The sequence below is a fragment of the Pseudoalteromonas phenolica genome (genome assembly GCF_005876835.1).
Taxonomy (GTDB): domain Bacteria; phylum Pseudomonadota; class Gammaproteobacteria; order Enterobacterales; family Alteromonadaceae; genus Pseudoalteromonas; species Pseudoalteromonas phenolica_B.
The window spans coordinates 148,490-172,378 of record NZ_PPSW01000001.1 but is presented as its reverse complement, the minus strand read 5'-3'; the positions used below and the strand labels follow the sequence as shown (position 1 = coordinate 172,378).

Annotated in this window: 20 protein-coding genes and 1 riboswitch; of the genes, 11 read left to right on the top strand and 9 right to left on the bottom strand. The window is 44.1% G+C overall.

Going from position 1 to position 23,889, the window contains the following annotated elements; translation table 11 throughout:
- Positions 1-167 precede the first annotated feature (167 nt).
- From elbB to C1E24_RS00760, 3 genes are all read left to right on the top strand, one after another.
- A complete protein-coding gene (gene elbB / locus C1E24_RS00770) occupies positions 168-818 on the top strand; it encodes an isoprenoid biosynthesis glyoxalase ElbB (RefSeq protein ID WP_138477826.1) in 651 nt (216 codons plus the stop codon).
- A 166-nt stretch (positions 819-984) separates the two neighbouring features.
- Positions 985-1,377: a c-type cytochrome gene (locus C1E24_RS00765; RefSeq protein ID WP_138477824.1), complete on the top strand. Its 393-nt coding sequence runs from the start codon at positions 985-987 to the stop codon at positions 1,375-1,377.
- Between the two features lie 154 nt (positions 1,378-1,531).
- Positions 1,532-4,105 carry a sensor domain-containing diguanylate cyclase gene (locus C1E24_RS00760; RefSeq protein WP_138477822.1) on the top strand — a complete coding sequence of 858 codons (2,574 nt, stop codon included), beginning with the start codon at positions 1,532-1,534 and terminating at the stop codon, positions 4,103-4,105.
- On the opposite strand, the gene rep is transcribed toward C1E24_RS00760, so the two are convergent.
- The gene (gene rep, locus C1E24_RS00755; RefSeq protein ID WP_138477820.1) at positions 4,094-6,109 is read right to left on the bottom strand and encodes a DNA helicase Rep; all 2,016 of its coding nucleotides are present in this window, start codon (positions 6,107-6,109) and stop codon (positions 4,094-4,096) included. The genes C1E24_RS00760 and rep overlap by 12 nt on opposite strands.
- A 151-nt stretch (positions 6,110-6,260) precedes the next feature.
- Between rep and ubiK the strand changes: the two genes are divergently transcribed.
- Positions 6,261-6,533 (top strand): ubiquinone biosynthesis accessory factor UbiK, encoded by a 273-nt coding sequence (gene ubiK, locus C1E24_RS00750; RefSeq protein WP_138477818.1) that lies wholly within the window; start codon positions 6,261-6,263, stop codon positions 6,531-6,533.
- A gap of 53 nt (positions 6,534-6,586) precedes the next feature.
- Here ubiK and can read toward each other — a convergent pair whose 3' ends face one another.
- The 8 genes from can to ilvG all read right to left on the bottom strand — a co-directional run bounded on the left by can (position 6,587) and on the right by ilvG (position 16,012).
- Entirely contained in the window at positions 6,587-7,243 is a 657-nt protein-coding gene (gene can, locus C1E24_RS00745; RefSeq protein ID WP_138477816.1) for a carbonate dehydratase, read from the bottom strand.
- A 9-nt stretch (positions 7,244-7,252) separates the two neighbouring features.
- The gene (locus tag C1E24_RS00740; RefSeq protein ID WP_138477814.1) at positions 7,253-8,440 is read right to left on the bottom strand and encodes a methyltransferase; all 1,188 of its coding nucleotides are present in this window, start codon (positions 8,438-8,440) and stop codon (positions 7,253-7,255) included.
- 25 nt (positions 8,441-8,465) lie between these two features.
- Positions 8,466-9,548 carry an ABC transporter substrate-binding protein gene (locus tag C1E24_RS00735; protein WP_138477812.1) on the bottom strand — a complete coding sequence of 361 codons (1,083 nt, stop codon included), beginning with the start codon at positions 9,546-9,548 and terminating at the stop codon, positions 8,466-8,468.
- A gap of 78 nt (positions 9,549-9,626) precedes the next feature.
- The gene (gene ilvA / locus C1E24_RS00730) at positions 9,627-11,168 is read right to left on the bottom strand and encodes a threonine ammonia-lyase, biosynthetic (RefSeq protein ID WP_138477810.1); all 1,542 of its coding nucleotides are present in this window, start codon (positions 11,166-11,168) and stop codon (positions 9,627-9,629) included.
- Between the two features lie 2 nt (positions 11,169-11,170).
- Positions 11,171-13,027 carry a dihydroxy-acid dehydratase gene (gene ilvD, locus C1E24_RS00725; RefSeq protein WP_138477808.1) on the bottom strand — a complete coding sequence of 619 codons (1,857 nt, stop codon included), beginning with the start codon at positions 13,025-13,027 and terminating at the stop codon, positions 11,171-11,173.
- 120 nt (positions 13,028-13,147) lie between these two features.
- Entirely contained in the window at positions 13,148-14,068 is a 921-nt protein-coding gene (locus C1E24_RS00720) for a branched-chain amino acid transaminase (protein ID WP_138477806.1), read from the bottom strand.
- A 52-nt stretch (positions 14,069-14,120) separates the two neighbouring features.
- Positions 14,121-14,366, bottom strand: a complete 246-nt coding sequence (gene ilvM, locus C1E24_RS00715; RefSeq protein WP_058031265.1) for an acetolactate synthase 2 small subunit — start codon at positions 14,364-14,366, stop codon at positions 14,121-14,123.
- The gene (gene ilvG / locus C1E24_RS00710; RefSeq protein ID WP_138477804.1) at positions 14,366-16,012 is read right to left on the bottom strand and encodes an acetolactate synthase 2 catalytic subunit; all 1,647 of its coding nucleotides are present in this window, start codon (positions 16,010-16,012) and stop codon (positions 14,366-14,368) included. Before ilvG ends, ilvM begins: the two co-directional genes overlap by 1 nt.
- A 514-nt stretch (positions 16,013-16,526) precedes the next feature.
- On the opposite strand from ilvG, the gene C1E24_RS00705 reads away from it, so the two are divergent.
- The 7 genes from C1E24_RS00705 to C1E24_RS00675 all read left to right on the top strand — a co-directional run bounded on the left by C1E24_RS00705 (position 16,527) and on the right by C1E24_RS00675 (position 23,843).
- On the top strand, positions 16,527-17,411 hold the full coding sequence (locus C1E24_RS00705) for a TraB/GumN family protein (RefSeq protein WP_138477802.1): 885 nt from the start codon (positions 16,527-16,529) through the stop codon (positions 17,409-17,411).
- 139 nt (positions 17,412-17,550) lie between these two features.
- Positions 17,551-18,171, top strand: a complete 621-nt coding sequence (locus tag C1E24_RS00700) for a hypothetical protein (RefSeq protein WP_138477800.1) — start codon at positions 17,551-17,553, stop codon at positions 18,169-18,171.
- A gap of 196 nt (positions 18,172-18,367) precedes the next feature.
- A riboswitch (Lysine riboswitch) is annotated at positions 18,368-18,560 on the top strand.
- A gap of 114 nt (positions 18,561-18,674) precedes the next feature.
- Complete coding sequence (dapA, locus tag C1E24_RS00695; protein WP_138477798.1) at positions 18,675-19,559, top strand: 4-hydroxy-tetrahydrodipicolinate synthase; 885 nt, start codon at positions 18,675-18,677, stop codon at positions 19,557-19,559.
- Between the two features lie 11 nt (positions 19,560-19,570).
- Entirely contained in the window at positions 19,571-20,311 is a 741-nt protein-coding gene (locus C1E24_RS00690; RefSeq protein ID WP_138477796.1) for a 2,3,4,5-tetrahydropyridine-2,6-dicarboxylate N-succinyltransferase, read from the top strand.
- On the top strand, positions 20,311-21,516 hold the full coding sequence (locus C1E24_RS00685; RefSeq protein WP_138477794.1) for a PLP-dependent decarboxylase: 1,206 nt from the start codon (positions 20,311-20,313) through the stop codon (positions 21,514-21,516). The genes C1E24_RS00690 and C1E24_RS00685 overlap by 1 nt, the downstream gene beginning before the upstream one ends.
- Before the next feature lie 8 nt (positions 21,517-21,524).
- On the top strand, positions 21,525-22,637 hold the full coding sequence (locus C1E24_RS00680; protein WP_138477792.1) for a succinylglutamate desuccinylase/aspartoacylase family protein: 1,113 nt from the start codon (positions 21,525-21,527) through the stop codon (positions 22,635-22,637).
- A gap of 180 nt (positions 22,638-22,817) precedes the next feature.
- Positions 22,818-23,843, top strand: coding sequence for a phospholipase A (locus C1E24_RS00675; RefSeq protein ID WP_138477790.1), 1,026 nt, complete (start codon positions 22,818-22,820; stop codon positions 23,841-23,843).
- The last annotated feature ends 46 nt before the right edge of the window (positions 23,844-23,889 follow it).

Here is a 23,889-nt window from a genome sequence, read left to right as displayed (position 1 = left end):
TTTATTGGCGGTCATTGCCACTATTGTTATTTACCACTCTTTCAAAGCGGGCGGACATACTACCAAGATTTGATCGGAGATCAAACAAGATCCTTTATAATTTTTTGATCTGAACATACACTACTTTCATTATAAATAGGTTTATCAACTTTAAAGAAGGAGAAACCATGAAGAAAGTCGCGATAATACTAAGTGGCTGTGGCGTGTTTGATGGTGCCGAGATCCATGAGTCTGTTCTAACTATGTTGCATTTAGAAATAGCAGGGGCAAGTTACCAATGCTTCGCACCAAATATTGATCAACACCATGTGGTTAATCATCTTAATGGCGAGGAAATGGACCAAAAGCGCAACGTACTTATAGAAGCTGCACGGATTGCGAGAGGTGAAATACATGACCTTGAGACGCTTAACGCAAATGACTTTGATGCACTCGCGATCCCTGGTGGTTTTGGCGTGGCGAAAAACTTAAGTGACTTTGCGTTTAAAGGCGGTGACTCAACGATTCTTGCAGCTTTAAAAACTGCTTGTGAAGCATTTAATCAGCAAAAGAAACCTATCGCTTATATCTGTATCGCCCCGGCATTGGTTGGCCATATACATGCTAAAGGCATCAAAGCCACCATTGGCAATGACGCAGACGCTGCCGCTGCTATGTCTGCATTAGGTGCTGAACATATTAACTGTGCAGTTGATGACATAGTTATTGATGAAGCTCAAAAGGTAATTAGTACGCCAGCTTATATGCTTGCTCAATCTATTTCAGAGGCATCTGCAGGCATTCAAAAAGCCATGACTAAGCTTGTAGAGTTAGCTTAATTCGCTTTAAGTCAGAGGCTAAAATTGCGTTAACGCAAAAAATAATCAGTTTTTAGTCTAATTTGCCAAGTTAACGTTTTATAAATCAATAGGTGGCGTTATAATCGCGTGATAATTCCGTCATCTATCGTGATTGAGCACATCACCAACGAAGTGAGCAAGACAAATGAAAAAACTTTCAGCAGCTTTATTATTGCTATCAACAACTGTTTACGCACAACCTTTTGATAACGCTTTAACTGACGAAGCGATTAAAAAACGCTTAGCACCAGTAGGTTCAGTATACTTAGCAGGTGCAGCAGTTGCCGCTCCAGCAGCGCCTACCGGCCCTCGTTCAGGTGAGCAAGTTTATCAAGTGTCATGTGCTGCTTGTCATGGTACAGGTGCACTAGGCGCGCCAAAAACAGCTGATGACTGGGCTGCTCGTTTGACAAAAGGTCGTGAATTATTAGTAGAGCATGCAATTAATGGTTTTAATGCAATGCCTCCTCGCGGTACTTGTATGGATTGTTCTGATGAAGAGATTGCAGCAGCAGTTGATTTCATGACTAAAAAGTAATACTTTTTAACGAGAGGTGACTATCACCTCTCATTTAAATTCAATTTTTCTCAACTCCCCATTTTGTTCCCTATTTTCTCCTTGACCCTCCATGACAAAAGTGGAATCATAAGCTTAATAAATAAGCAATACTAATAATAATTGGGTAAAATCATTGGAAGATCCCGCACTTTTAGCTACTCGCCTAAAGTATAAAAATAAGAAGCTAAACAAGCTCTTACAAAAGTACAAACAGCGAGATCAATTACAGAATGCTCTCATACAATTGTCTGAGCTGGCGAATACTGTGGCTGAGCTAACTCTGCTGTACCCAGCTATCCACGATATTCTTAAGCAATACTTACCTAGCAACAGCTTTTACGTCGTGTTGCAAAACCAATATACACAGTCTCTAGAACTGTCTTACTTTATTGATGAAAAAGACGGTATCTCTGTACCTATTCAAGAGTCACATCACTTTTCTGAAGGCGTTACTGGTTTCACTTTCAGAAAAGGTGAAACCGTTCACATTAATAAGCAAGAAATGAATCGCCTTAGCGAAGAAGGCCAGTTTAAATTACTAGGCACACCTGCTGAGCATTGGTTAGGCGTACCGATCCGTCAAAATAGACATATTATTGGTGTCATGGTGACACAAAGCTATGAAGCTGCTCTAAATTATAGTGAACAGCAAGTTGAGCTACTTGAATTTATCTCACTTTATTTGGGTACAGCTATAGAGCGCGTTAAGAAACGTGAGCTACTAGAGTCTGAAGTAAAAATTCGTACTCGTGCAGTAATGCAAAGTAACGAGGCGCTAAATAAAGAAATAGAAAGTCGAAAACGTGCGTTAGAGCGCCAACAAATTCTTTTCAAAATTTCTGAGCTAGCAACACAATTTACAGACATCGACGATGTATACAAACAAGTACATCGAATTATTCGCTCAATTACGTTCGCTGATAATCTCTATATTGCTTTGTATGACAAAGAATCTAATTGGTTAAGTTTTCCCTATTGTATTGATGAAGTTGGTGATTACTGCCCACGCCCTTTTGCAAATGGCTATAGCGAGCTTGTTATTAGTACTGAACGCAGTCAGCTAATTAACCGCGAGCGTGCCGATAAACTGATTAACCAACAAATCGTCATTCGCAGCGGTGATGATATTATTAAACCAGCAAGCAGCTGGATGGGTGCTCCGCTAAAAACCGCAAATGGCGTTATTGGTCTCATTGCTTGCCAAGCTTACGATGATGCTTATGAATTCACGCATGAAGATCTTGAACTTATTTCGTTCATTTCAAATCAAATCGCATCAGTTTTACAAACACATCTTGCAAATCAAGCACTGAAGCTCAGTCATCAACAGTTAGAACAGCGCGTTGCAGATAAAACCAAGGCATTACAGCAAAGTAATTTGCATCTACAAATGCAAATTGAAGAGCGTAAAAAGATTGAAAAACAGCTATATCATGACGCCCATCACGACCCGCTGACAGGTTTACCAAATCGTAGCTTATTCTTAACTCAGTTAGAGAAAACCTTACTCAAATATCAAAGGCACCCTGATTATAACTTCTCAGTACTCTTTATTGATTTAGATAAGTTCAAAGAAATCAACGATGAGTTAGGCCATCAAGCCGGTGATCAATTCTTAATTTGGGTCAGTAAAGCTTTTGCTGAGTGTATTAGAGATCATGATTTACTCGCTCGCCTTGCCGGTGATGAGTTTGTCATTTTATTAGATCACCTCAGTGATAGACAACAAGCCGAAGACGTCGCCAAGCGCATTATTAAAGTGATGCAGCAGCCTTTCGTAATGAAAGGGCAAACTGTCTATAGTGGCGCCAGTATTGGTATTACCTATTCAAACAAACGCTATCAACATATTGACGAAATTATTCGCGATGCCGATGCAGCTATGTATTATGCTAAAAATGCAGGCAAAGGTCGCTATGAGTTTTATCACCCTCTGCTGACCGCAGGCACCATTTCAAGTAAAGTTGATACCGAACAACATAATTTAAGTAGCTTAACAACACACTTCAGGTCTACCGATGTCATCGACTTCTCAAGTAATCAAGTACAGCTACAGTTACTAGAAATTTTCGGCAACCACCCTATTTTAGGCAGCACCAGTTTTGACGTGTTAAAAAAGTTCACCGCTGAGAAAAATGAATTACTCGATCTCGAGTTTGCTTTGATGAAGAAAGCGCTGATCTTGAGTGAAACACATCATCAAGAACTTTTATTTAGCTGTGCAGCTGTGGTGCTTGAAAGCGATAACTTTACGCATCTATGCCATTTACTAAAACAGCATAAACATAATGTGTGCTTATTGTTTAGTGAAGAAGAACTTAGGTTCGCATCAAGTACGCAATTACAAAACCTCGAAGCCCTTACACAGATGGAGTTTGTTATTGGCCTTAATGACTTCGGTAAAGACCGCTGTGATTTGAGTCTAATTAGTAAGATTAACTTCCATTATTTACTGCTCAGCTCTACTTTTAGTAAACGCGTATTACAGCAACCTTGTTACGAAGTACAACTGCAAGGTGTATTAGCAGTGACTAAGATGCGTCACTGTAATGTGATTGCCAAAGGCCCTGCCATTCTAAATTTCAGAACCTTGTTAGAAAACCATGGCTTGCAGTTATTCTTCGGCAAGCAAGTCAACTACGATAAAAATACTCGAGGCAATTCTTTCATCGAACTCACCTCAGAGTCAGAACCTTTATCGCTTTAACATAGCACGTAAATTAGCAACGCGTGCTTGCCCTGATTGCATGCGTTCTTGTTGTGATTGCACCGTTTTCTTTTGACCTTCAATTTGTAAATCATCTTGTGGTAATTCTTGCACAAAACGACTCAACTCAGGTGTCGATACTTCACCAAACTGCCGGCGATTCTTCGCATAAGTCATGGTTAAAGTTTGCTGCGCGCGGGTGATCCCCACGTAGGCGAGGCGACGTTCTTCTTCTACGTTATCTTCATCAATACTGGTTTGATGCGGTAAAAAACCCTCTTCCATCCCCACCATAAATACATGCGGATATTCCAAACCTTTAGAAGCATGCAAGGTTAATAACTGCACTGCATCGCTATCATCTTCTTCTTCGTTACGCTCTAACATATCGCGAAGTGTTAGCTTACTGACCACTTCTGGTAAGGTCATCGGGGGGTTATCTGCATCACCCGTTAACATATCAGTGATCCAACGATATAGCTCAGAAACGTTTTTCATACGCATTTCTGCTGCTTTTGCGCTAGGCGATGACTCATATAGATACGCTTCATAATTGATCTCACGTACCATGTCTTTCACCGCTTCCAATGTGTCTCCACGCGTTGCTCTATCTGATAGCTCAACCACCCAACGAGCGAAGCCCATAAGCGCATTAAAGCCACGCCCCGCTAATCGGCTTGCCAGTTCTGGCTGAAAACATGCTTCGAATAAACTGATGTGTTTTTCGTTCGCTAAGCTACCTAACTTTTCGAGCGTAACCGGGCCGATTTCTCGTCTTGGTGTATTCACAATACGTAAAAATGCGTTGTCGTCGTCCTGATTCACTAACAAACGTAAGTACGCCATGATGTCTTTAATTTCACTGCGTGCAAAAAACGACATGCCGCCACTTATTTTGTAAGGAATGCGGTTACTCATTAGGGCTTTTTCAAACACTCGCGCTTGGTGGTTACCGCGATATAAAATGGCGTAATCTTTATAGCTGGTGCGCTTCATAAACTTATGAGAGATGATTTCGGCAACTACGCGCTCTGCTTCGTGCTCTTCGTCTTTGGTCGCTATCACTCGAATTGGGTCGCCATAACCGAGTTCACTAAACAGCTTTTTATCAAATTCATGCGGGTTATTGGCGATCAAAATGTTCGCAGCTTTCAGAATTCTCCCTGCACTTCGGTAATTTTGCTCCAACTTAATCAAACGTAATCCAGGGAAGTCTTTCGACAACAAAACCAGGTTTTGTGGCTTTGCCCCGCGCCAAGAATAAATCGATTGGTCATCATCGCCTACCACGGTAAAGCGCGCGCGTTCCCCCACCAGCAATTTAACCAACTGATATTGACTGGTATTGGTATCTTGATACTCATCCACCAGCAAATAACGAAAACGCGCCTGCCAGCGCTCTCTTACATCTGGGTTTTGCGCCAACAGTAAAGTGGGGATCATGATTAAGTCATCAAAATCTAACGCGTTATATGCGCGTAACTGCAACGCATAACGGGCATATAGTTGCGCGAACAAGGCTTTCTGTGGTTCTCGGGCTTCGCGAATAGCGCGCTCAGGTAAAATAAGCTCGTTCTTCCAACTGCCAATTTGCATCTTCAGCAAATTCAGTAAGTCTTTATCTCTGTCTAATTCTTTTTCTGTCAACTCTGCCAAAAGTTGGTGGGTGTCTTGATCGTCAAATAACGAAAAGCCCGGTTTAAATCCCAGTGTTTTTAGCTCTTTTTTGATGACCTCTAAACCCAAGGTGTGAAAGGTAGAAACCCATAGACCTTTTGCCTCTTGCTTACCAAGGGTTTGACTTACACGCTCGCGCATTTCTTTTGCTGCTTTGTTGGTGAAGGTTACCGCAGCAATGTTTTTCGCTTGGTATTCGCAATGTTGTACAAGGTAAGCAATTTTGTTGGTAATTACGCGCGTTTTGCCTGAGCCTGCGCCCGCTAAAACGAGGCAAGGGCCGCTGATATATTTAACCGCTTCATCTTGTTTAGGATTGAGTTTCATTTTTGGCAGGTCCGAAATTCTGGGGCAGTAATTCTATCGCAAAGCCTAGTGAGTCTCTAGAACTCATTTGATCTAGAAAGGTGCCGAAACTAAACCGAATTTGCTACTATGTCGTAACTTAATTAATCGCCTCCATATCAGGTAATCAATCATGATCAACCCAGCTAAAATTGAAGAGATCGCCAAGCAGATTTCTAGCAACATGCCACAGGGTGTAAAAACTCTGGCAGAGACTTTCGAGTCAAAAACCAAACAAGCTATCCAGAATAAGTTAACTGAGATGGATTTTGTTAGCCGTGAAGAGTTTGATATTCAATCACAAGTGCTGATCAGAACTCGCGAAAAGCTGATGCAATTAGAAGAAAAAGTTGCCCAACTTGAGGCGAAACTTGCTGAGCAAGATCCGGCTGATAAGGCGGAATAAGCTAATCCTATTAGTAAAAAGGAGCTTAGCAGCTCCTTTTTACTTTCATATACTTACTTAAGATAACGCTCGGCGATATGTTCTACCGCCTGACGATGCATTTGGTCCACTTCACTGCCATGGCAAGTTTGCGAGTTGAGCGCTTTCAGCAAGCCATCTTCTAAACCATACACCCAACCATGTACAGTGAGTTCTTGCTGTCTCTGCCAAGCGTCTTGCACCACATTCGTTAAACACACATTGCGCACTTGCTCAATGACATTTAGCTCACACAGGGCCGCACAACGTTGTTGCTCAGCAACACTCGACAACAACCCTTGATGCTTTTCTTTTACATCAGCAACATGCCTTAGCCAATTATCTATCAAGCCTAATCGCGCTTCATCTAATACAGCTTGAACGCCACCACATCCATAGTGACCAACGACCATAATGTGCTTCACTTTTAACACTTCAACAGCGTATTGCATCACTGATAAGCAGTTATGATCGGTATGAACCACCACATTCGCAACGTTACGATGCACAAATAGTTCGCCCGGCATTAAATCAACAATTTCGTTTGCTGGCACTCGAGAGTCAGAGCAGCCAATCCATAGATATTCAGGCTTTTGTTGCGCAGCCAGTTTGATAAAAAACTCTGGGTGCTTTGCTTGTGTGCGCTCTGCCCAAGCTTGGTTATTTTGCAATAAATGGTCAAGGTCACACATAATTTAGCCTCAGTTTGTTATTTTATTTGCCTGAATGAGTATGTTGCGCGGCGTTAGAGACTTTTCACAAAACTCACTGAGTTGCACGTCATAGCCCGCCTGTTGCAAAAATAATGCTCTATCTAGTACCAACCATAATTCAATGGCTCGTCTGAATATGTGCCTGACTAACTCAATGCGGTCGGTGATTTTCTTTCTTTGTTCACCTAAGCGCAGGTAATGCTGATAATCACATGAATGAGGTAACTCTACCTGCTTTTGCTCCGCCGCCCATTGACAGAAATCAGCAAATTCACCAGAAAATATTTGTTTATTGATAGAAGGCACACTGACATAACGCTCTACGCCCGTCACTTCTCGACGCAACGCATCAAAACCCAAACGCCAAGTAACCTCTGTTTGCCTAACCTTAGTCACTCTGCTCGGCGCCGTAACGGTTTCTTGCAGTGCTAATTTCATATCACTGTGAGTTAATTGCAGTGTGCTTTGTTTACCCTCTGTACTCATGGCCTCATAAGTCGGCTCGGTAAACAAGTGATAACAGCAAGGCGATAAACTAATTTTGTCACATTCGGCTTTGATGGCCTGCTGGATAAAGACTTGATGCAAACGACCACAGGCATGGAGAGCCACAGCATGTTGTTGCTGGGTAAAACAGTCATCGGTGTTATCTTGCAACACATCCGCACAGCGAAAGTGCATGTTTAAACCTTGCTGTTTTGCGCTATGTTGTCCTTGCTCACACAAATTGGCTTGCAATTCCACACTTTGCACATGCTGTGCACCTTGATGTGCCAAAATACGACCTAAATGCCCTTTGCCTGCACACCATTCTAATACTGGCTGCTCACCATTATCGAGGTGTGAGACGAAATCTTGTAGTTGAAGTAATTTACGACCTTTAATGCCGTTACTGAGCCAAAAAGGCAAACCGGCTCTTTGCTGTGCGCTATAAGGTAGGGAAATCAACTGTGATAACTCTTCGACAGCAGGAATAAAATCAGCAAACACTTCATAAAGACGAGTTTGATCTGCGTCTAGTCCTCGTACCTGCTCGTCACTGAGCTCATTTAGAAAATGTGTTAACTGTTCATCGCACCAAGGAAATTCACTGTAATCAAAAGCAACGCACTGCCAATAGGCACGTGTTTGCTGCAAGCAATGATCTAACTGAATAAATAATGACGATAACGGCACAGCACTTCCCCGACGCGAAAAAAGGCTATTCTACCTCGTTTTCATTTTCTTGTGCTGACTCATTCAGCTTGTAGCGACGCTTTTTGGTGAATACAAGGTGTAAGTAGAGAGGGATACTGAATAAAGTGACTGCACATGCTGCTATCAACATCCATGACCAGGGAAAAAGCGGCTCTGACTGTTTTAGTTCATAAATAAAGCGCTCTCTCACCGCATCATATTGCGCCATATCTAAGCCATAAATTTGCCCTATCCAACGCCAATGTAACTCTGACATATTACCAATGGTCACACCAGGCGGAGCGATGTAAGGGCGAAGCTTTTCAGCTTCATAGGCAATTTGCTCTACGCTTTTATGTGTGGCGTATTTCTGGTGAGTAATTTCAATACTTTCTTGTAAGTGCAACATAGCATAACGCCAACCCTGAAGGCTCGCTTGCTTAAACTTTTCAACTAGCTCAGGGCGATGCTGTAGGACATTTTCGCTGGTAAACAAAATATCAGCATATAAATTGAGTCCATATTGTTTTGGGCAAATCTGTCTAATGGCAACACCTTGTTGCTGCATCTCAAAAGGCTCATTAGAGGTATATACTTGTAAGGCATCAAACTTTCCCGCCTTGAAATCAGCGATTGGCTCAAAGCCCGCGTATAAAGAAATGTCATCTTTGCCGACACCAGCCTGCTCTAACATTAGCATGAGCTCTGCCACGCCAAGGTGACTGACTCGTTTTCCTTTGAAGTCAACAGGGTTGTAGATGTCACTGTCAGCTTTGACCATCCAGCAGTAGGGAGAAGATTGCAACATAGCAGCAATTGCAACTAGCGGTTTACCTTGTAGGCGATCGGCTAAAATGCCTGAGTGAGTTACTCCAAAATGTGCCTGACCGGAGAGCACTTTAAAGTGAGTGTCAGGGTCTTCAATATCGGCCGGAATAATCGTGACATCCAAACCCACACGCTCATAAAAGCCTTTTTCCACCGCCATATAATAACCAGCAAACTGAAACTGATGGGTCCACTTTAATTGCAGCACCACAGACTCTAATGCAAAGGCTGGAGACAGAAAAAATAACAGTAAGCTTATCAAGCTAAACCGTTTGAGCATGAAAGTCCCTTGTTCTTCTAATTAATTAGGCGTGACTAAACTATAGAAAAACAAGGGTGATTTGCAAGCACTAAGCGCTTAACTTGCTTGCTGTTGTTCAAGCTCTTGGTTCTGTAAATACTGAGCAAAACACGGGTTGTCGGTCTCGTCCCAATACTTATACCCTAACTTAGCAAGATGAAGATTAAATAAACTCAGTTGCTCTGGCGCAATATCGAATGCAGCAAGCACATTGCCCTCTGCCGCACCATGGTTACGATAATGGAATAAAGTGATATTCCACTCACTGCCCAGCGTTTCTAAGAAACGTGCCAATGCCCCAGGATATTCAGGGAACTCAAAACGGAAAAGATGCTCATTCAATGGCACTGGCGGTTTACCCCCCACCATATAACGAATATGCAATTTTGCCAGCTCGTTCTCTGATAGGTCTTCAAACCCATAACCATTGGTTTGCAGTACTGACTTAACCTCATCTAACTCTGGCTGCCCACCACGCAAGCCAACGCCTACGAAGATTTGTGCGTCGCCTTCACCGGCACAACGGTAATTAAACTCAGTGATAGCTCTGCCACCTAAAGCATGACAAAAGCGCTTGAAGCTGCCTTTTTCTTCTTTAATCGTGACACCAAAAAGTGCCTCACTTTTTGCACCCAACGCAGTGCGCTCAGCAATATAGCGTAAGCGATCGAAGTTTAAGTTAGCACCCGACAGCACTGCAGCGAGTTTAAGCCCTGTCTGACCACATTGTTTGCTCCACTTAGTTAAGCCCGCAGTGGCCAATGCACCTGACGGCTCGGCGATAGCGCGTGTGGCAACAAAGATATCTTGCACCGCAGCGCAGATTTCGTCTGAGCTCACCGTCACCACTTCATCACAGAACTTTTGCGCTAAACGAAAGGTTTCTTTACCTATGATCTTGACCGCAACACCATCTGCAAAGCTGCCAACTTGCTCAAGCTCAACTGGCTCACCCGCTTTCAGCGCCGCATCTAAGCAGGCACTCTCTGCGGACTCAACACCAATGACTTTAATGTCTGGACGAAGAGACTTAATATAAACCGCCATTCCCGCAAGCAAACCACCGCCGCCAACAGGTATAAATACCGCATCGAGGTTATGTAATTGTTGCATTAATTCACGAGCAACTGTGCCTTGTCCGATGATCACATCTGGGTCGTCAAACGGCGGGACAAATACCGCGCCTTGCTGTTCAGTCAGTGCATAAGCATGAGCTTGTGCGGCATCAAAATTATGGCCATGTAAAACCACTTCACCACCAAGATTACGTACTGAGTTTACCTTGATATCAGGCGTTGTGACGGGCATCACTATGGTTGCTTGATGACCTAAATGCGCCGCGCTCAGCGCCACACCCTGGGCGTGGTTTCCCGCAGATGCGGTGATCACTTTACTGCCCTTAGGCAATTGGCGAAGTTTATTGAAAGCACCACGTAATTTAAATGAATAAACAGGTTGTTGATCTTCGCGTTTTAAAAACACCTGCTGGTTAAGTTGCTTGCTAAGCGAGGTCAGCTCGCTGACCTCTGTGACTTTCGCAAGCGGAGCCATATCCGCTTGGATGATGGCCCGAAAGTAATCGAGCTCTTGTGCCACCATGACTAACTTAACTCCTCGAGTTTCGCTAAATCACGCACCGCGCCTTTATCCGCACTGGTTGCTAATAAAGCATAGGCTTTTAATGCTGGCGACACTACGCGCTGTCTATCTAATGGCTTATAAGCGTCTTTGCCACGGGCATCTTGCTTTTCACGACGCGCAGTCATTTCAGCATCGTCAATTAATAGATGAATACCGCGATTCGGAATATCGATGTGAATGCGGTCACCATTCTCAACCAGCGCAAGCGCACCACCACTGGCCGCTTCTGGCGAAGCATGACCGATAGATAAACCAGAAGTACCACCCGAGAAACGGCCATCCGTTAGCAGTGCACAATCTTTATCTAGGCCCATCGACTTCAAATAACTGGTCGGATAAAGCATCTCTTGCATGCCCGGGCCACCTTTCGGCCCTTCGTAACGGATGATAACCACATCACCTTTTTGCACTTTACCATTTAAGATGCCATCAACTGCGTCGTCTTGTGATTCAAACACTACGGCAGGACCCGTGAAATCAAGCATTTCGTCAACTACACCGGCACTTTTTACAATACAACCATCTGGGGTCAGGTTACCTGAAAGTACCGCTAACCCGCCATCTTGACGGAAGGCGTGCTCAACACTGCGCACACAGCCATTTTCGCGGTCAATATCAAGGGTGTCCCAACGATACTCTTGGCTCATTGCCTGGGTAGTACGAATACCCGCAGGACCTGCACGGTAGAAAGTTTGCGCACGCTCATTATTGCTGTCAGTTGCATCCCAACGCTGTAACACATCGCCCAATGAGCCACCTGCTACATGGCCTACTGACAAGTCTAACTTTTCAGCTTTGGCAAGCTCATTCAGAATACCCATGATGCCACCAGCACGGTGCACATCTTCAATATGATATTGCTGAGTCGCAGGCGCAACTTTACATAAGAAAGGCGTAGTACGTGATAGGCGGTCGATATCACTCATATCAAAATCAACTTCACCTTCGCGCGCCGCTGCTATTAGGTGTAATACCGTGTTCGAAGAGCCGCCCATAGCAATATCTAAAGTCATCGCATTGGTAAACGCCGCTTGGTTAGCAATGTTACGTGGTAATACCGCATCGTTGTCGTTGCGATAGTACTCGTCACATAAGGCAACAATGCGTTTAGCAGCGCCCATATAAAGTTGATGACGGTCTTTATGAGTTGCCAAGGTCGTGCCATTGCCCGGCAGTGCCAAACCTAGCGCTTCCATTAAGCAGTTCATTGAATTGGCGGTAAACATGCCTGAGCACGATCCACAGGTAGGGCAAGCCGAGCGCTCAACTTTTTCTGAGTCTTCATCGCTCACCGACGGATCTGCGCCTTTTACCATGGCGTCTACTAAGTCGAGTTTGATATCAATGTCGGCTAAACGGGTTTTACCGGCTTCCATTGGGCCGCCAGAAACAAAGATCACTGGAATGTTTAAACGCAGTGCCGCCAGTAACATCCCCGGGGTGATCTTGTCACAGTTAGAAATACACACCATGGCATCGGCACAGTGCGCATTCACCATATACTCAACTGAGTCAGCAATTAGGTCGCGTGAAGGCAGTGAATACAGCATACCACCATGACCCATAGCGATACCGTCGTCGATAGCAATGGTATTGAATTCTCGAGGCACACCGCCCGCTTCACGAATGGCATCCGCCATTAAATCGCTGAGCTGATTGAGGTGCACATGACCTGGTACAAACTGCGTATAAGAGTTCACAACAGCAATGATCGGTTTTTCGAAGTCACTGTCTGTCATCCCTGTTGCACGCCAAAGTGCGCGAGCACCTGCGCGTTGTCTACCTTCAGTGGTGGTCTTACTACGTAGTTTAGCCATGGTTTAGCCCTCAATAATATGCGGCAGTTTCTGGTTGCTTGCCGACTTTCCTCATTCCCAATATTCAATTCGTTGGCTACTATTAAGGTCGCAGCCACACCTCAAACGCTCAACAGCGTCTTAGTCGATATAAGTTAACCAACCGTTTTCGTCTTCACTTTGACCTTTTACTAAATCAAAGTAAGCGGTTTGCAATAGCTCGGTGATCTCGCCACGCTTGCCTGTGCCAATTTCAATTTGGTCGACACTGCGAACCGGTGTAACTTCTGCCGCAGTCCCTGTCATGAAGAACTCATCTGCAAGGTAAAGTGCTTCACGTGCAATTGGCTCCTCGCGCACTTCTAATCCTGCTTTACGAGCAAGGTGCATCATAGTGTCACGCGTCAAACCTGGTAAGATTGCCGCTGTGGTAGGGGGTGTGAATAACACGCCATTTTTGATGATGAATAGGTTCTCACCTGCGCCTTCACTTAGGTAACCGTTCACATCTAACGCAATACCCTCAACATAGCCGTTACGCTTTGCTTCACCAGAAATAAGTTGTGAAGATAAATAGTTACCACCAGCTTTTGCCGCTGTTGGCATAGTGTTTGGTGCTAAGCGATTCCAAGATGAAATACAGGCATCAACACCTGCCTCTAATGCACCATCACCTAAGTAAGTGCCCCACTCCATTGCTGCAACGGCAACATCGGCTTTGTGTGATTTAGGATTTACACCTAAACCCACATTGCCTAAGAATGCGAATGGACGTAAGTAGGCATTCTTAAAACCATTCTCACGAACCGCTGCTTTACACGCTTCATTGATTTCTTCAGCCGTGTAAGGGATCTGCATACGATAGATTTTTGCAGAGTCGAATAAGCGTTTAGTGTGATCTTGTAAACGGAAAATCGCCGGACCTTTTGGTGTGTCATAGGCACGCACACCTTCAAACACTGAACTACCATAGTGAAGCGCATGGCTTAATACGTGTGTCGTCGCTTGCTCAGACGGTACCATTTCACCATTGAACCAGATCAGGTCAGATTTATTACTCATGTTTATTACCTTGTATTAATTATTCTTTTCTTTCGCTCTTAATATAGAACGATTATCCAATAGCCTGTTGCTGCATTGGTTGCAACTCAACCTGTTTTACCTCAACCAGCTTACTCAGTTGCGAGGTTAATAGATAGATGGGTTTGTCACTGTCCACGGTCATTTTGACTTGAAACAATTCATCTTGTCCTTCCAAGGCTAGATCTAATAACTGGAATCCACGGTGACGGACCACACGTAAGAAACGTTCAATTGCGACACTTTGTTGTTTTACAGCAATATTTAGTTGGTGTTTCATTATGCATTCTCCGTCATCATTTCATCATTTGCGGCGCCCGGTGGAACCAGCGGCCATACGTTTTCTTTATCATCGATACAAGCGTGTAAGATATAAGGCCCTTCAGATGCCACTAGCGCATCCACCGCCGCATCTACTTCGCTTGCATGGGTAATGGTTTGTCCCGGAATACCAAAAACAGCTGCAAGCTGCACAAAATCAGGGTTATCCGATAAGTTCGTTTCACTGTAACGCCCTTCAAAAAATAGCTGTTGCCACTGCCTTACCATACCGAGTCTTTGGTTATCTAATATTAAGATCTTTACAGGAAGATTATTTCTGCGAATGGTGGCCAACTCTTGGATGTTCATCATGATTGAACCATCACCAGAGACGGTGATCACCATGTCATCAGGACGTGCGATTTGTGCACCGATTGCTGCGGGTAAACCAAAGCCCATGGTACCTGCACCGCCACTACTTAAATGGTTGTGTGGGCTGGTGAATTTCATATGCTGCGCCACCCACATTTGGTGCTGGCCCACATCACAACACACCACGCCAGTATTCGGCATGCGCTTACTGAGTTCATTTAATAGATAAGGCGCAAAGACTTTTTCGCCCGGGTAGTCATAACGCCAAGCATGCGTTTTTTTCATTTCCAAAGTGTGTGCTAACCACTGTGCATCTGTCACAAAGCATGCTAGGTGAGGAATGGTGGCTTTTAGGTCGCCAATCATAGATGCCGCAGCAGGCTTGCGCTTCCCAACTTCTGCTGGGTCGATATCTAGATGGATTACTTTCGCCTTCGATGCAAACTTAGCCAAATTACCTGTTACGCGGTCGTCAAAGCGTGCGCCGATACAGACTAAAACATCACACTCTTGCACAGCAATGTTGGCAGCTTGACCACCGTGCATACCTAACATGCCTAAATCATATTCATAGTCAGGTAAAACACTGCCTAGCGCTTTTAATGTTGAAACAGCTGGCATGTGCGTTTTATTTAAAAATTGCATCAGCTCAGCTTGCGCGTTCGCGTTGTGTACGCCACCACCCACATAAGCCACTGGCTTCTTCGCTTGTGCTAGCAGTTGCTCCGCTTTGACGACTTCGTTCATGTCGAGCTCGGACGCTTCTTCTTCAAGCGCAAGCCAGGGGTGAAATGGTACTTGTGCTAGCTGAATGTCTTTAGGAATATCAACCAAAACAGGACCCGGACGACCTGATAACGCTAAATGCATGGCTTCTTGCAATACCTCAGCTAAGTCTTCAGCGCGCTCAACCATGTAACTGTGTTTTGTACATGACAAAGACATGCCTAAAACGTCAACTTCTTGGAATGCGTCAGAGCCGATAGCCGCCGTCGGTACTTGCCCTGTGATGGCCAAAACGGGCACTGAGTCCATCATGGCATCAGCAAGTGAGGTAATTAAGTTAGTTGCACCTGGGCCCGACGTAGCAAAACATACGCCTAACTTACCAGTACTGCGGGCATACCCTACTGCCGCAAAACCCGCGCCTTGCTCGTGACGAGTCAGGTAATGTTTGACAGGCGCGCCATACAACGCATCGTAGATTGGCATGATTGCCCCACCTGGGTAACCAAATACCTCTTTAACGCCATGTTTGGCTAGTAAATCTATTAGTAACTCTGCGCCTGTCATCTTCGTTCCTCATTCCCAATCTGACTGCTATTTAACTTAAATTCGACCCTAAAACGAAAAAGCCCCCCGAACTTTTCAGTGCGGGGGGCTTTTTGCTTAATACTTTTCTTTCAGCACTAACCAGCCCCCGCGGTAATAATAATCACCACGTTAATAATCACGACTAGTAGAGAATGTGCTGTTTTGAGCATTTAAAAATCACCTGAATTTGTTAGCGCAACGGTATACAATATTCACCGCGTTGCGTTCTTTTTCTATTAGTACCGCGAGTAGCCTATTAAGTCAACAGCAAACCCTATGTTATTAGTAGATTAAAACCCTCTTAGAAAGCATTTAAAATCCAATAAAATTAAAAATATGAAATAAATATTCAAATAATTAAAAATAATTCCCACTTATCCGGCTCATATAAAAATTAACAACACATTTCTTGTTTATTCAAAAAATCACCAAATCTCCCTTTTTTATACAAACTTGTTATTATGTTGGGGAAATTTTTTTACAAGGGAATACTATGTTCAGCACTGTAAACCGCGTTTTTCTTACGCTGCTTTTAGCTTTTTTAATTGGCTTTTCTAGTCACTCCGTCGCGCTTTCTCCGGCCCTGTTCAAGGTCGAAAAAGCAGGGGTCACGTCTTATTTATTTGGCACGGTTCATGTTGGTGATAAAAGCATGGATGGTTTACCAAAGAAAATCACACAAGCGATTGAGCAAACTGATGAAGTTATCGTTGAAGTTAACATTGAGGCACTCAATGCATTTGAAATACAAAAACGCTCCATTCCTTTTATGACTTTACCGCAAGGTAGAACACTAAAGGATGAAATAAGCGCCGAGCATTTCGAAGCATTAAAGCAGTATTTTGCAGCAAAACAGATTAATATTGCGCTTTTTGAAAACCTAGCACCTTGGGCTGTGATGGTCACTATGATGCAGATTGAGTATCAAAATTTGGGCTACCTAGAAGACTATGGGATCGACAAACAGGTCATTGCCCATGCTAAAAAGCACAATAAACCTATCGGCGAGTTAGAAACTTTAGAGCAACAACTTGAAATGCTGAGTTCGCTAGGTGTAAAGAGCGACTTAATGATAAGCACTACGCTTGCGCAATTAAAAGACGTTGAGCAGTACTTTCTAGATTTGGTTAATGCCTGGAAAAAAGGCGATATGGACACCTTAAACAAGTATTACCAACTTAGCTTTGATGATTCTGACTATGGTAAGTTCAGTGAAGAAGTAATGCTGACTCAGCGTAATAATAATTGGGTTGAACAATTAACACCAAGATTGACAAAAGAGTCATTATTTATTGCTGTGGGCGCCCTTCACTTGCCTGAAAAGCATGGCTTAATCACTCAGTTAAAAGCACAAGGTTTTAATGTAACTCGCTTATAAATCAGTTGGTTAAACCCTTACTGCACAGGCAGTAGCGTTTCTTTTCGCTGTTGCCTCAAAATTTTTTTAAATTCTTTTAAACCTTTTTCAACCCACCTGTCGTCTAACTTATTAAACAACATCAATCAGGGTGACGACGATGAAAAAATTATTATTAGCTGCTTTAACCACTGCTGTTATTTCTGCGCCAGTTTGGGCCGAAGATTCTAGAACCATTGAGCAATCATTTAATCTTGAAAACAGCACAGAATTAGAAATTGATTTTCCAGTCGGCAGCCTAGAAATGACGAGCTACGATGGCGATCAAGTCCAAGTCACCATTCGTTTAGAGCCAAAAGATAATGATGGGTGGTTTACTGATAAAGTCGATTTAAGCGCAGTACAGCTAAAATCTTCGCGTCAGCGTCAAGAGTTATCACTGTCTATTGATGATGATAATTTAGAGCAAACTTGGGAGGTCAAAGTGCCTAAAAGTATGCGTCTAGATGTTGAAGTCGGTGTCGGTAAAATTGAAATACAAGCACTTGAAAATACAGCAGATGTTGAAGTAGGTGTGGGCAAAGTGCGTATCGACACAGCCATTGATGACTTCAAACAAGTTAACCTTGAATCCGGTGTAGGTAAAACGAGTCTATCTGGTTTTGCGGGCAAAGCTCAGTCTCATAAGAAAATGGTCAGCTCACAAACAGAATACTTCGGCTCTGGCCAATATAACTTAGAAGTTGAAGTGGGTGTAGGCAATATCAAAGTGCGCCACTAAGCCACGACTCTTAAATTAACAAACTCCCTTTGCCCGGTCTTGCACCGGGCTTTTTGATCTCTTTTATACCCATGTTTATAACCTCTGGTTTTAAACAGATGATTTTTTAATCCCCTTTGCTTGACACCTAGACGGCTAAAATGTTTCAATGCCGCCTCACCCTATTTGAGCGCAGTGGAGCATTGTCTCGGCTGCCAGGGCTGGAAGAGGTGCGTTATTCAGGTAGCGCGGTTGAGGAGAGCAAACTCCGTTGATGCCGTAGCGAGGGGAATTAACGCCGAGAAGCAAACGTATTTGCTAAACGTTTAATTCGGGCGACTGGGCTGAATCCCAGCGACTGTCACCAATTGCGCAAGACGCAAGAATTTTGGTGGAGAGCTTCTGGTCTTAGAATAAATAAGGCCAGTTTGCCTTATCTTTTTTAAGTCCATTGCTCTTCGAATTTTAATTGTTCGAAGTATGGACACCCTCCTTACTCCGAACATGCTATAAGTTCGGTAGAGATGAAATCACAATACGATTTATCCAACTATCCTTTATGGACAGCTTTGGTGACGCCTTTTGACGCGCAAGACCAAATTGACTTTGACACACTCACAACACTCGTCCGTCAGCAAGAACAAGCTGGCAATGGCATTTTGTTGCTTGGTAGCACAGGTGAAGGCTTAGCACTTACCCTGTCTGAACAACAAGCGATTGTTGAATTTGTTTGTAACTTGACCCCTAACGTACCGCTTATGGTCGCGGTAGGTGGTATCAACTTACAAGAACAATTAGCTTGGCTTGAGTTCTGCAATCAGCACCCTATTCACGCTTACCTACTTGGTTCACCGCTTTATGCCAAACCGGGTGTTATTGGTCAAACTCAGTGGTTTGATGCATTACTTAGCGCCACAGACTTACCTTGTATGCTTTACAACGTACCGGGTCGCAGTGCCGTCGAAGTGTCACCAAAAGTACTAAAGAACCTCGCACACCACGACAACTTATGGGCGTTAAAAGAAGCCAGCGGTGACATCAGTAAGTTTGAGCAATTCCGTGAAGCTGCCCCTGAGCTGGCCATTTACAGTGGCGACGATGGGTTGATCCCCTACTTCGCACAAGCAGGCGCAAAAGGCCTAGTTTCGGTTGCAGCCAATGCCTGGCCAGAGCAAACCGCTGAATTCGTCCGCCGCTCTTTAGCGGGTACTTATCCGAACTTATTCACCACCTGGACGCAAGCCGTAAATAGCTTGTTTAGTGTCGCCAACCCAATTCCTGTCAAAGTGCTCATGCACCAACAGGGAACTCTGGCAACACCGAATCTTCGTCCTCCTCTTACGCACCTAGAACTGCAATGTAATGCAGCGATTGAGCGTGCAAACGACACAATTTTATCTTGGAATTAAGGCAGTAAAACATGAGCTGGTTAGAACTATTAAACAATTTAGAAAACGGTAGCGTACGTGCGGCAACTCAAGACGAGCAAGGCAATTGGCACGCCAACGTGGAAGTAAAGCAAGGCATTTTAGAAGCATTCAGAAATGGTACAAACGTTGAATTCCCAGGTGGTTTTGTTGATAAAGACAACCTAGCACCACAAGGTTTCAATGCAGAACAAAACGTACGTATGGTACCAGGTGGCTCAAGTGTACGTCGCGGTGCCTATGTGGCGTCTGGCACAATCATTATGCCACCAGCGTATGTAAACATAGGTGCATTCATCGATGAAGGTACTATGGTAGACAGCCATGCGCTAGTTGGCTCATGTGCACAAGTAGGTAAAAACGTTCACCTAAGTGCAGCAGTGCAACTAGGCGGTGTATTAGAGCCTGTTGGCGCAAGCCCGGTGGTTATCGAAGACGATGCGTTCATCGGTGCAGGCTGTGTGATCGTTGAAGGTGTAGTTGTTAAGAAAGGGGCTGTACTTGCACCAGGTGTCCGTTTATCTGCAACCATTCCTGTTTATGACTGTGTGAACGAGCGCGTATTAGAAAAAGGCGAGCCAATTCCTGAGAATGCGATTGTTATTCCGGGTTCACGTCCATCTTCAAGTGCATGGGGCCGCGAGCAGGGCTTAAGCATGTCATGTGCTTTAATTGTTAAATACCGCGATGAGCAAAGCGATGCATCTTTAATCCTTGAAGAGGTATTACGCTAATGAGCTTTTTGAGCACACCGCTACGTCAGCATATCACTGCGATCAGTGAACAGAACGACACACCGTTTTTTGTCTATGACCTAGATGCGTTATACGCGCATTTAAAACCACTGACAGAGCAATCTGTGGTGAAGTTATGGTATGCCGTTAAAGCCAATCCACTTTCTAAGGTGATCCAAACCTTAGATAAAGCGGGCTTTGACTTTGACGTAGCAAGCAGTGGCGAACTTGACCAAGTATTGCGTCAAGGCGTGGCTGCTAACCGTGTGCTCAACACCGGACCTGCTAAATCTAAAAAGCAGATCCAACACTTTTTGTCACAAGGTGTACGCACCTTTGTGGCAGAAAGCTTAAATCAAGTGGCTTGGTTAAACCAAGCTGCGACAGAACATCAAGTGCAGTTGCGCATTCTACTGCGTGTACAATTGCGCTGGCCCGATGGCGAAAAGAACCCACTTGGTGGCGACAGCTTAACGCCATTTGGTTTAGGGCTTGAAGAGTGGCAACAACTGACTATTCAAGACTACCCTGCGCTTAACTTTGTTGGCCTGCATATTTTCCAATGGGGCAATATGCTCAGCACCGAAAAGCTGGCTGAACTTTGGTCACAAATGGTCACGCCTCTGACCGACTTGGCTGAGCAACTCGGTTTTGCCTGCCAAATTTTAGATTTAGGCGGCGGTTTAGGTATTCCTTACACACCCGATGCTGATCGCCTCGCTTGGCCTAAATTAGTCGATGCACTGGCAAGCATTAAAGCTGCGGCTGGGGTTGAAGAACTGTGGATGGAGCTAGGCCGTTATGCGGTAGGTGAAATCGGCCATTATGTAAACCCTGTGGTTGAGCAAAAGCTGAATTATGGTGAGCACCAACTGATTGTCGCAGGTGGTATTAATCACGTATTACGCCCTGCTGTGACAAACCAAGCTTTTCCGGGTGAATTATTACGCCAATCTAGCGCATCATCACAAGATTTCCTAGTACATGGCCCGCTTTGTACTGCGCTAGACAGTTTAGGTAAGCACTCACTACCTGACGATATTAACGAGCACGACTGGGTGGTATTCAGTCAATGTGGTGCTTATGGGTATACCGAAAGTATGCCGTTCTTTTTATGTCATGAATTGCCTGCTGAATACGTGATTGAGCAAGGCCAAGTTGTCTGCGTGCGTGAGAGCCAAAACGCCGCAAGTTATTTAGTGTAGGTGATCCCATGAATACAATTACCCAAGAACATATTCAAGTTGGCGAAATTGCCAATGGCTTACCTTTAACCATTCCTATGTATCGTTTACAAGGCAATGGCAGCGGCCCTAAAGTGTATATTCAAGCCAATATGCATGGCGCAGAAGTACAAGGTAATGCCGTTATTTACCAATTACTTGAGCAGCTAAAAACACAGACATTGGCTTCAGACATCACCTTAGTGCCTTATGCGAATCCGATCGGCTGTAATCAAAAGTCGGGGGAGTTTACTTTAGGTCGTTTTGATCCGATCACCGGCACCAACTGGAACCGCATGTATCACGATCACAGCAAACTGATCGAGTCATTTGTTCACGAACATTTAGACGCGCCAGAAGATGAGATCAAAAGCAAATTCCGCGCGCTGCTTGTTGATCAGACCCAAATGTTTCTTGATCAACCCGCTTATCGCGTGAATACCGGCAAACGGATCGCTGTGACCTTGCAACGTTTAGCGCATGAAGCTGACATAGTATTAGATCTTCATACCGGTCCGATCTCGGCCAAACATTTGTACTGTCCTGAATATGCGAAAGCCAGTGCCAGCCACTTTGACATTGAGCATGTACTGTTGATCCCTAATGAATTTGATGGCGCGATGGACGAAGCGACTTTTTGCCCTTGGTGGCAATTAAGCGAAGCCTACAAAGCGCAGGGCCGCAACATTCCAGTGTGGGTTGAAGCTTTCACCGTTGAACTCGGCTCGCAAGAGAAAATCGACTTAACCGAAGCCAAACTCGATGCCGAAAGTATTTTAAGTTATCTAAATCACAAGCAAGCGTTTATCGGTGCTGAGTTTACGCCTAAACCTATTACCCGCTATGCCTGTATGCTTGATGACTATTTGGCGTTTTATGCCCCTATGGGTGGCATGGTCGAGTACAACGCCGAACTAGGCAGTCACATTAAAGCCGGTGACACCATTGCGAAGATTTTACGCATGGAACAATACTTATCAGAAAAGCCATTGCATGAAATCACTTTAGATACAGATGCCATCACCATTTTGCATTTTGCTTCGGCCAGCGTGAATCAAGGCACTGAACTCTATAAGTTCTTCACAAACTATTTCGAGCTGTAAGGCTTCACCTTATTGCGTGAGAGTAAGCACCTTTTATTGAGTGTCGCTTACTAAGGTATGGCGGCTTTTGCCGCCAGCCTTTTTCTTGTTTTTCATTTACAACCCAATTAGTTTATTCACGCTAACTTCATGCATCTCATGTATACTCGTTTTGTTAAAGGAGCATACAAAGAGGCAATCATGCGCTATCTACTCACATCTTTGAGTATTTTATTTACTTTTCCATTGGTGGCTTTTGCCACAGAAACACCTGTGGAAAAAGATGAAATCGACCTCGTTAAACAATGTGTCATCAATGAACTGATTAATGCTGACGACAATACTCTAGTCGCAGATATTAAAGAAAAGTGCTCTAAGTTAGAGGCCGCTGAAAAGTTCAGCCTACTCGATCAGCGTATGGCCCGCGAACGTGTGACACAAAAGAACCGTAATGTTCTAACGCCCCATCACCGTAATTACATTTTGCCCGTATCTTATATTAGTCAGCCAAATAACCGCCCATTTGATGGCATAAAAGCAATTAGTGACGAACAAGGTGAGCCACTCGATAACTTCGAGGTAAAATATCAGTTGTCTTTAAAAGTGCCTGTTTATACCGGCTTTTCAGACCCTGATCAGGCCATTTATACCGCTTTCACCCTGCAATCCTATTGGCAGTTTTATAATAAGGATATCTCTTCACCCTTTCGTGAAACAAACTATGAACCTGAAGTATTTTGGGTAAATTTTTTAGACGATGAGAATGTGTTGTGGGGCGATGAGATGGCCGTAGTGGTCGGTTTATCACATCAGTCAAATGGTCGCAGCCAGCCAAACTCTCGTTCTTGGAACAGACTGTATGCCAACTTTATTTGGGAAAACCGAGGGTTTGTTTTTAGTTTTAAGCCTTGGTATAGATTGCCTGAAGACGATAAACCAGATGCTTTAGAGGCAAAAGGCGACGACAACCCAGATATATACAAATATATGGGCTACTTTGAGTTTAGTGGCGTTTATCGTCAGGGCGATCATGAATTTGGTTTCATGGTGAGAAATAACCTTCACAGCGATAATCGCGGTGCTTTACAGCTAGATTGGTCATTCCCGCTTTGGGGTAGGCTCAGAGGATATGCGCAATACTTTAACGGCTATGGTGAGAGCATGATTGATTACAATGCCGATATACAACGTTTTGGGGTGGGTATATTGCTCACCGATATATTGTAACTTCTACCCAATAATAAAAAGCCAAGCGAGTAGCTTGGCTTTTTAA

What these genes read in the sequence shown, in the direction of transcription:
- ilvM (WP_058031265.1), bottom strand. Translation starts at nt 14,366, where the DNA reads ATGAAACACCAACTAAATATTGCTGTAAAACAACAAAGTGTCGCAATT.
- C1E24_RS00680 (WP_138477792.1), top strand. Translation starts at nt 21,525, where the DNA reads ATGAATACAATTACCCAAGAACATATTCAAGTTGGCGAAATTGCCAAT.
- ilvA (WP_138477810.1), bottom strand. Translation starts at nt 11,168, where the DNA reads ATGGTGGCACAAGAGCTCGATTACTTTCGGGCCATCATCCAAGCGGAT.
- elbB (WP_138477826.1), top strand. Translation starts at nt 168, where the DNA reads ATGAAGAAAGTCGCGATAATACTAAGTGGCTGTGGCGTGTTTGATGGT.
- C1E24_RS00675 (WP_138477790.1), top strand. Translation starts at nt 22,818, where the DNA reads ATGCGCTATCTACTCACATCTTTGAGTATTTTATTTACTTTTCCATTG.
- C1E24_RS00735 (WP_138477812.1), bottom strand. Translation starts at nt 9,548, where the DNA reads ATGCTCAAACGGTTTAGCTTGATAAGCTTACTGTTATTTTTTCTGTCT.
- can (WP_138477816.1), bottom strand. Translation starts at nt 7,243, where the DNA reads ATGTGTGACCTTGACCATTTATTGCAAAATAACCAAGCTTGGGCAGAG.
- C1E24_RS00700 (WP_138477800.1), top strand. Translation starts at nt 17,551, where the DNA reads ATGAAAAAATTATTATTAGCTGCTTTAACCACTGCTGTTATTTCTGCG.
- ilvD (WP_138477808.1), bottom strand. Translation starts at nt 13,027, where the DNA reads ATGGCTAAACTACGTAGTAAGACCACCACTGAAGGTAGACAACGCGCA.
- ilvG (WP_138477804.1), bottom strand. Translation starts at nt 16,012, where the DNA reads ATGACAGGCGCAGAGTTACTAATAGATTTACTAGCCAAACATGGCGTT.
- rep (WP_138477820.1), bottom strand. Translation starts at nt 6,109, where the DNA reads ATGAAACTCAATCCTAAACAAGATGAAGCGGTTAAATATATCAGCGGC.
- C1E24_RS00690 (WP_138477796.1), top strand. Translation starts at nt 19,571, where the DNA reads ATGAGCTGGTTAGAACTATTAAACAATTTAGAAAACGGTAGCGTACGT.
- C1E24_RS00720 (WP_138477806.1), bottom strand. Translation starts at nt 14,068, where the DNA reads ATGAGTAATAAATCTGACCTGATCTGGTTCAATGGTGAAATGGTACCG.
- C1E24_RS00705 (WP_138477802.1), top strand. Translation starts at nt 16,527, where the DNA reads ATGTTCAGCACTGTAAACCGCGTTTTTCTTACGCTGCTTTTAGCTTTT.
- ubiK (WP_138477818.1), top strand. Translation starts at nt 6,261, where the DNA reads ATGATCAACCCAGCTAAAATTGAAGAGATCGCCAAGCAGATTTCTAGC.
- C1E24_RS00765 (WP_138477824.1), top strand. Translation starts at nt 985, where the DNA reads ATGAAAAAACTTTCAGCAGCTTTATTATTGCTATCAACAACTGTTTAC.
- dapA (WP_138477798.1), top strand. Translation starts at nt 18,675, where the DNA reads ATGAAATCACAATACGATTTATCCAACTATCCTTTATGGACAGCTTTG.
- C1E24_RS00685 (WP_138477794.1), top strand. Translation starts at nt 20,311, where the DNA reads ATGAGCTTTTTGAGCACACCGCTACGTCAGCATATCACTGCGATCAGT.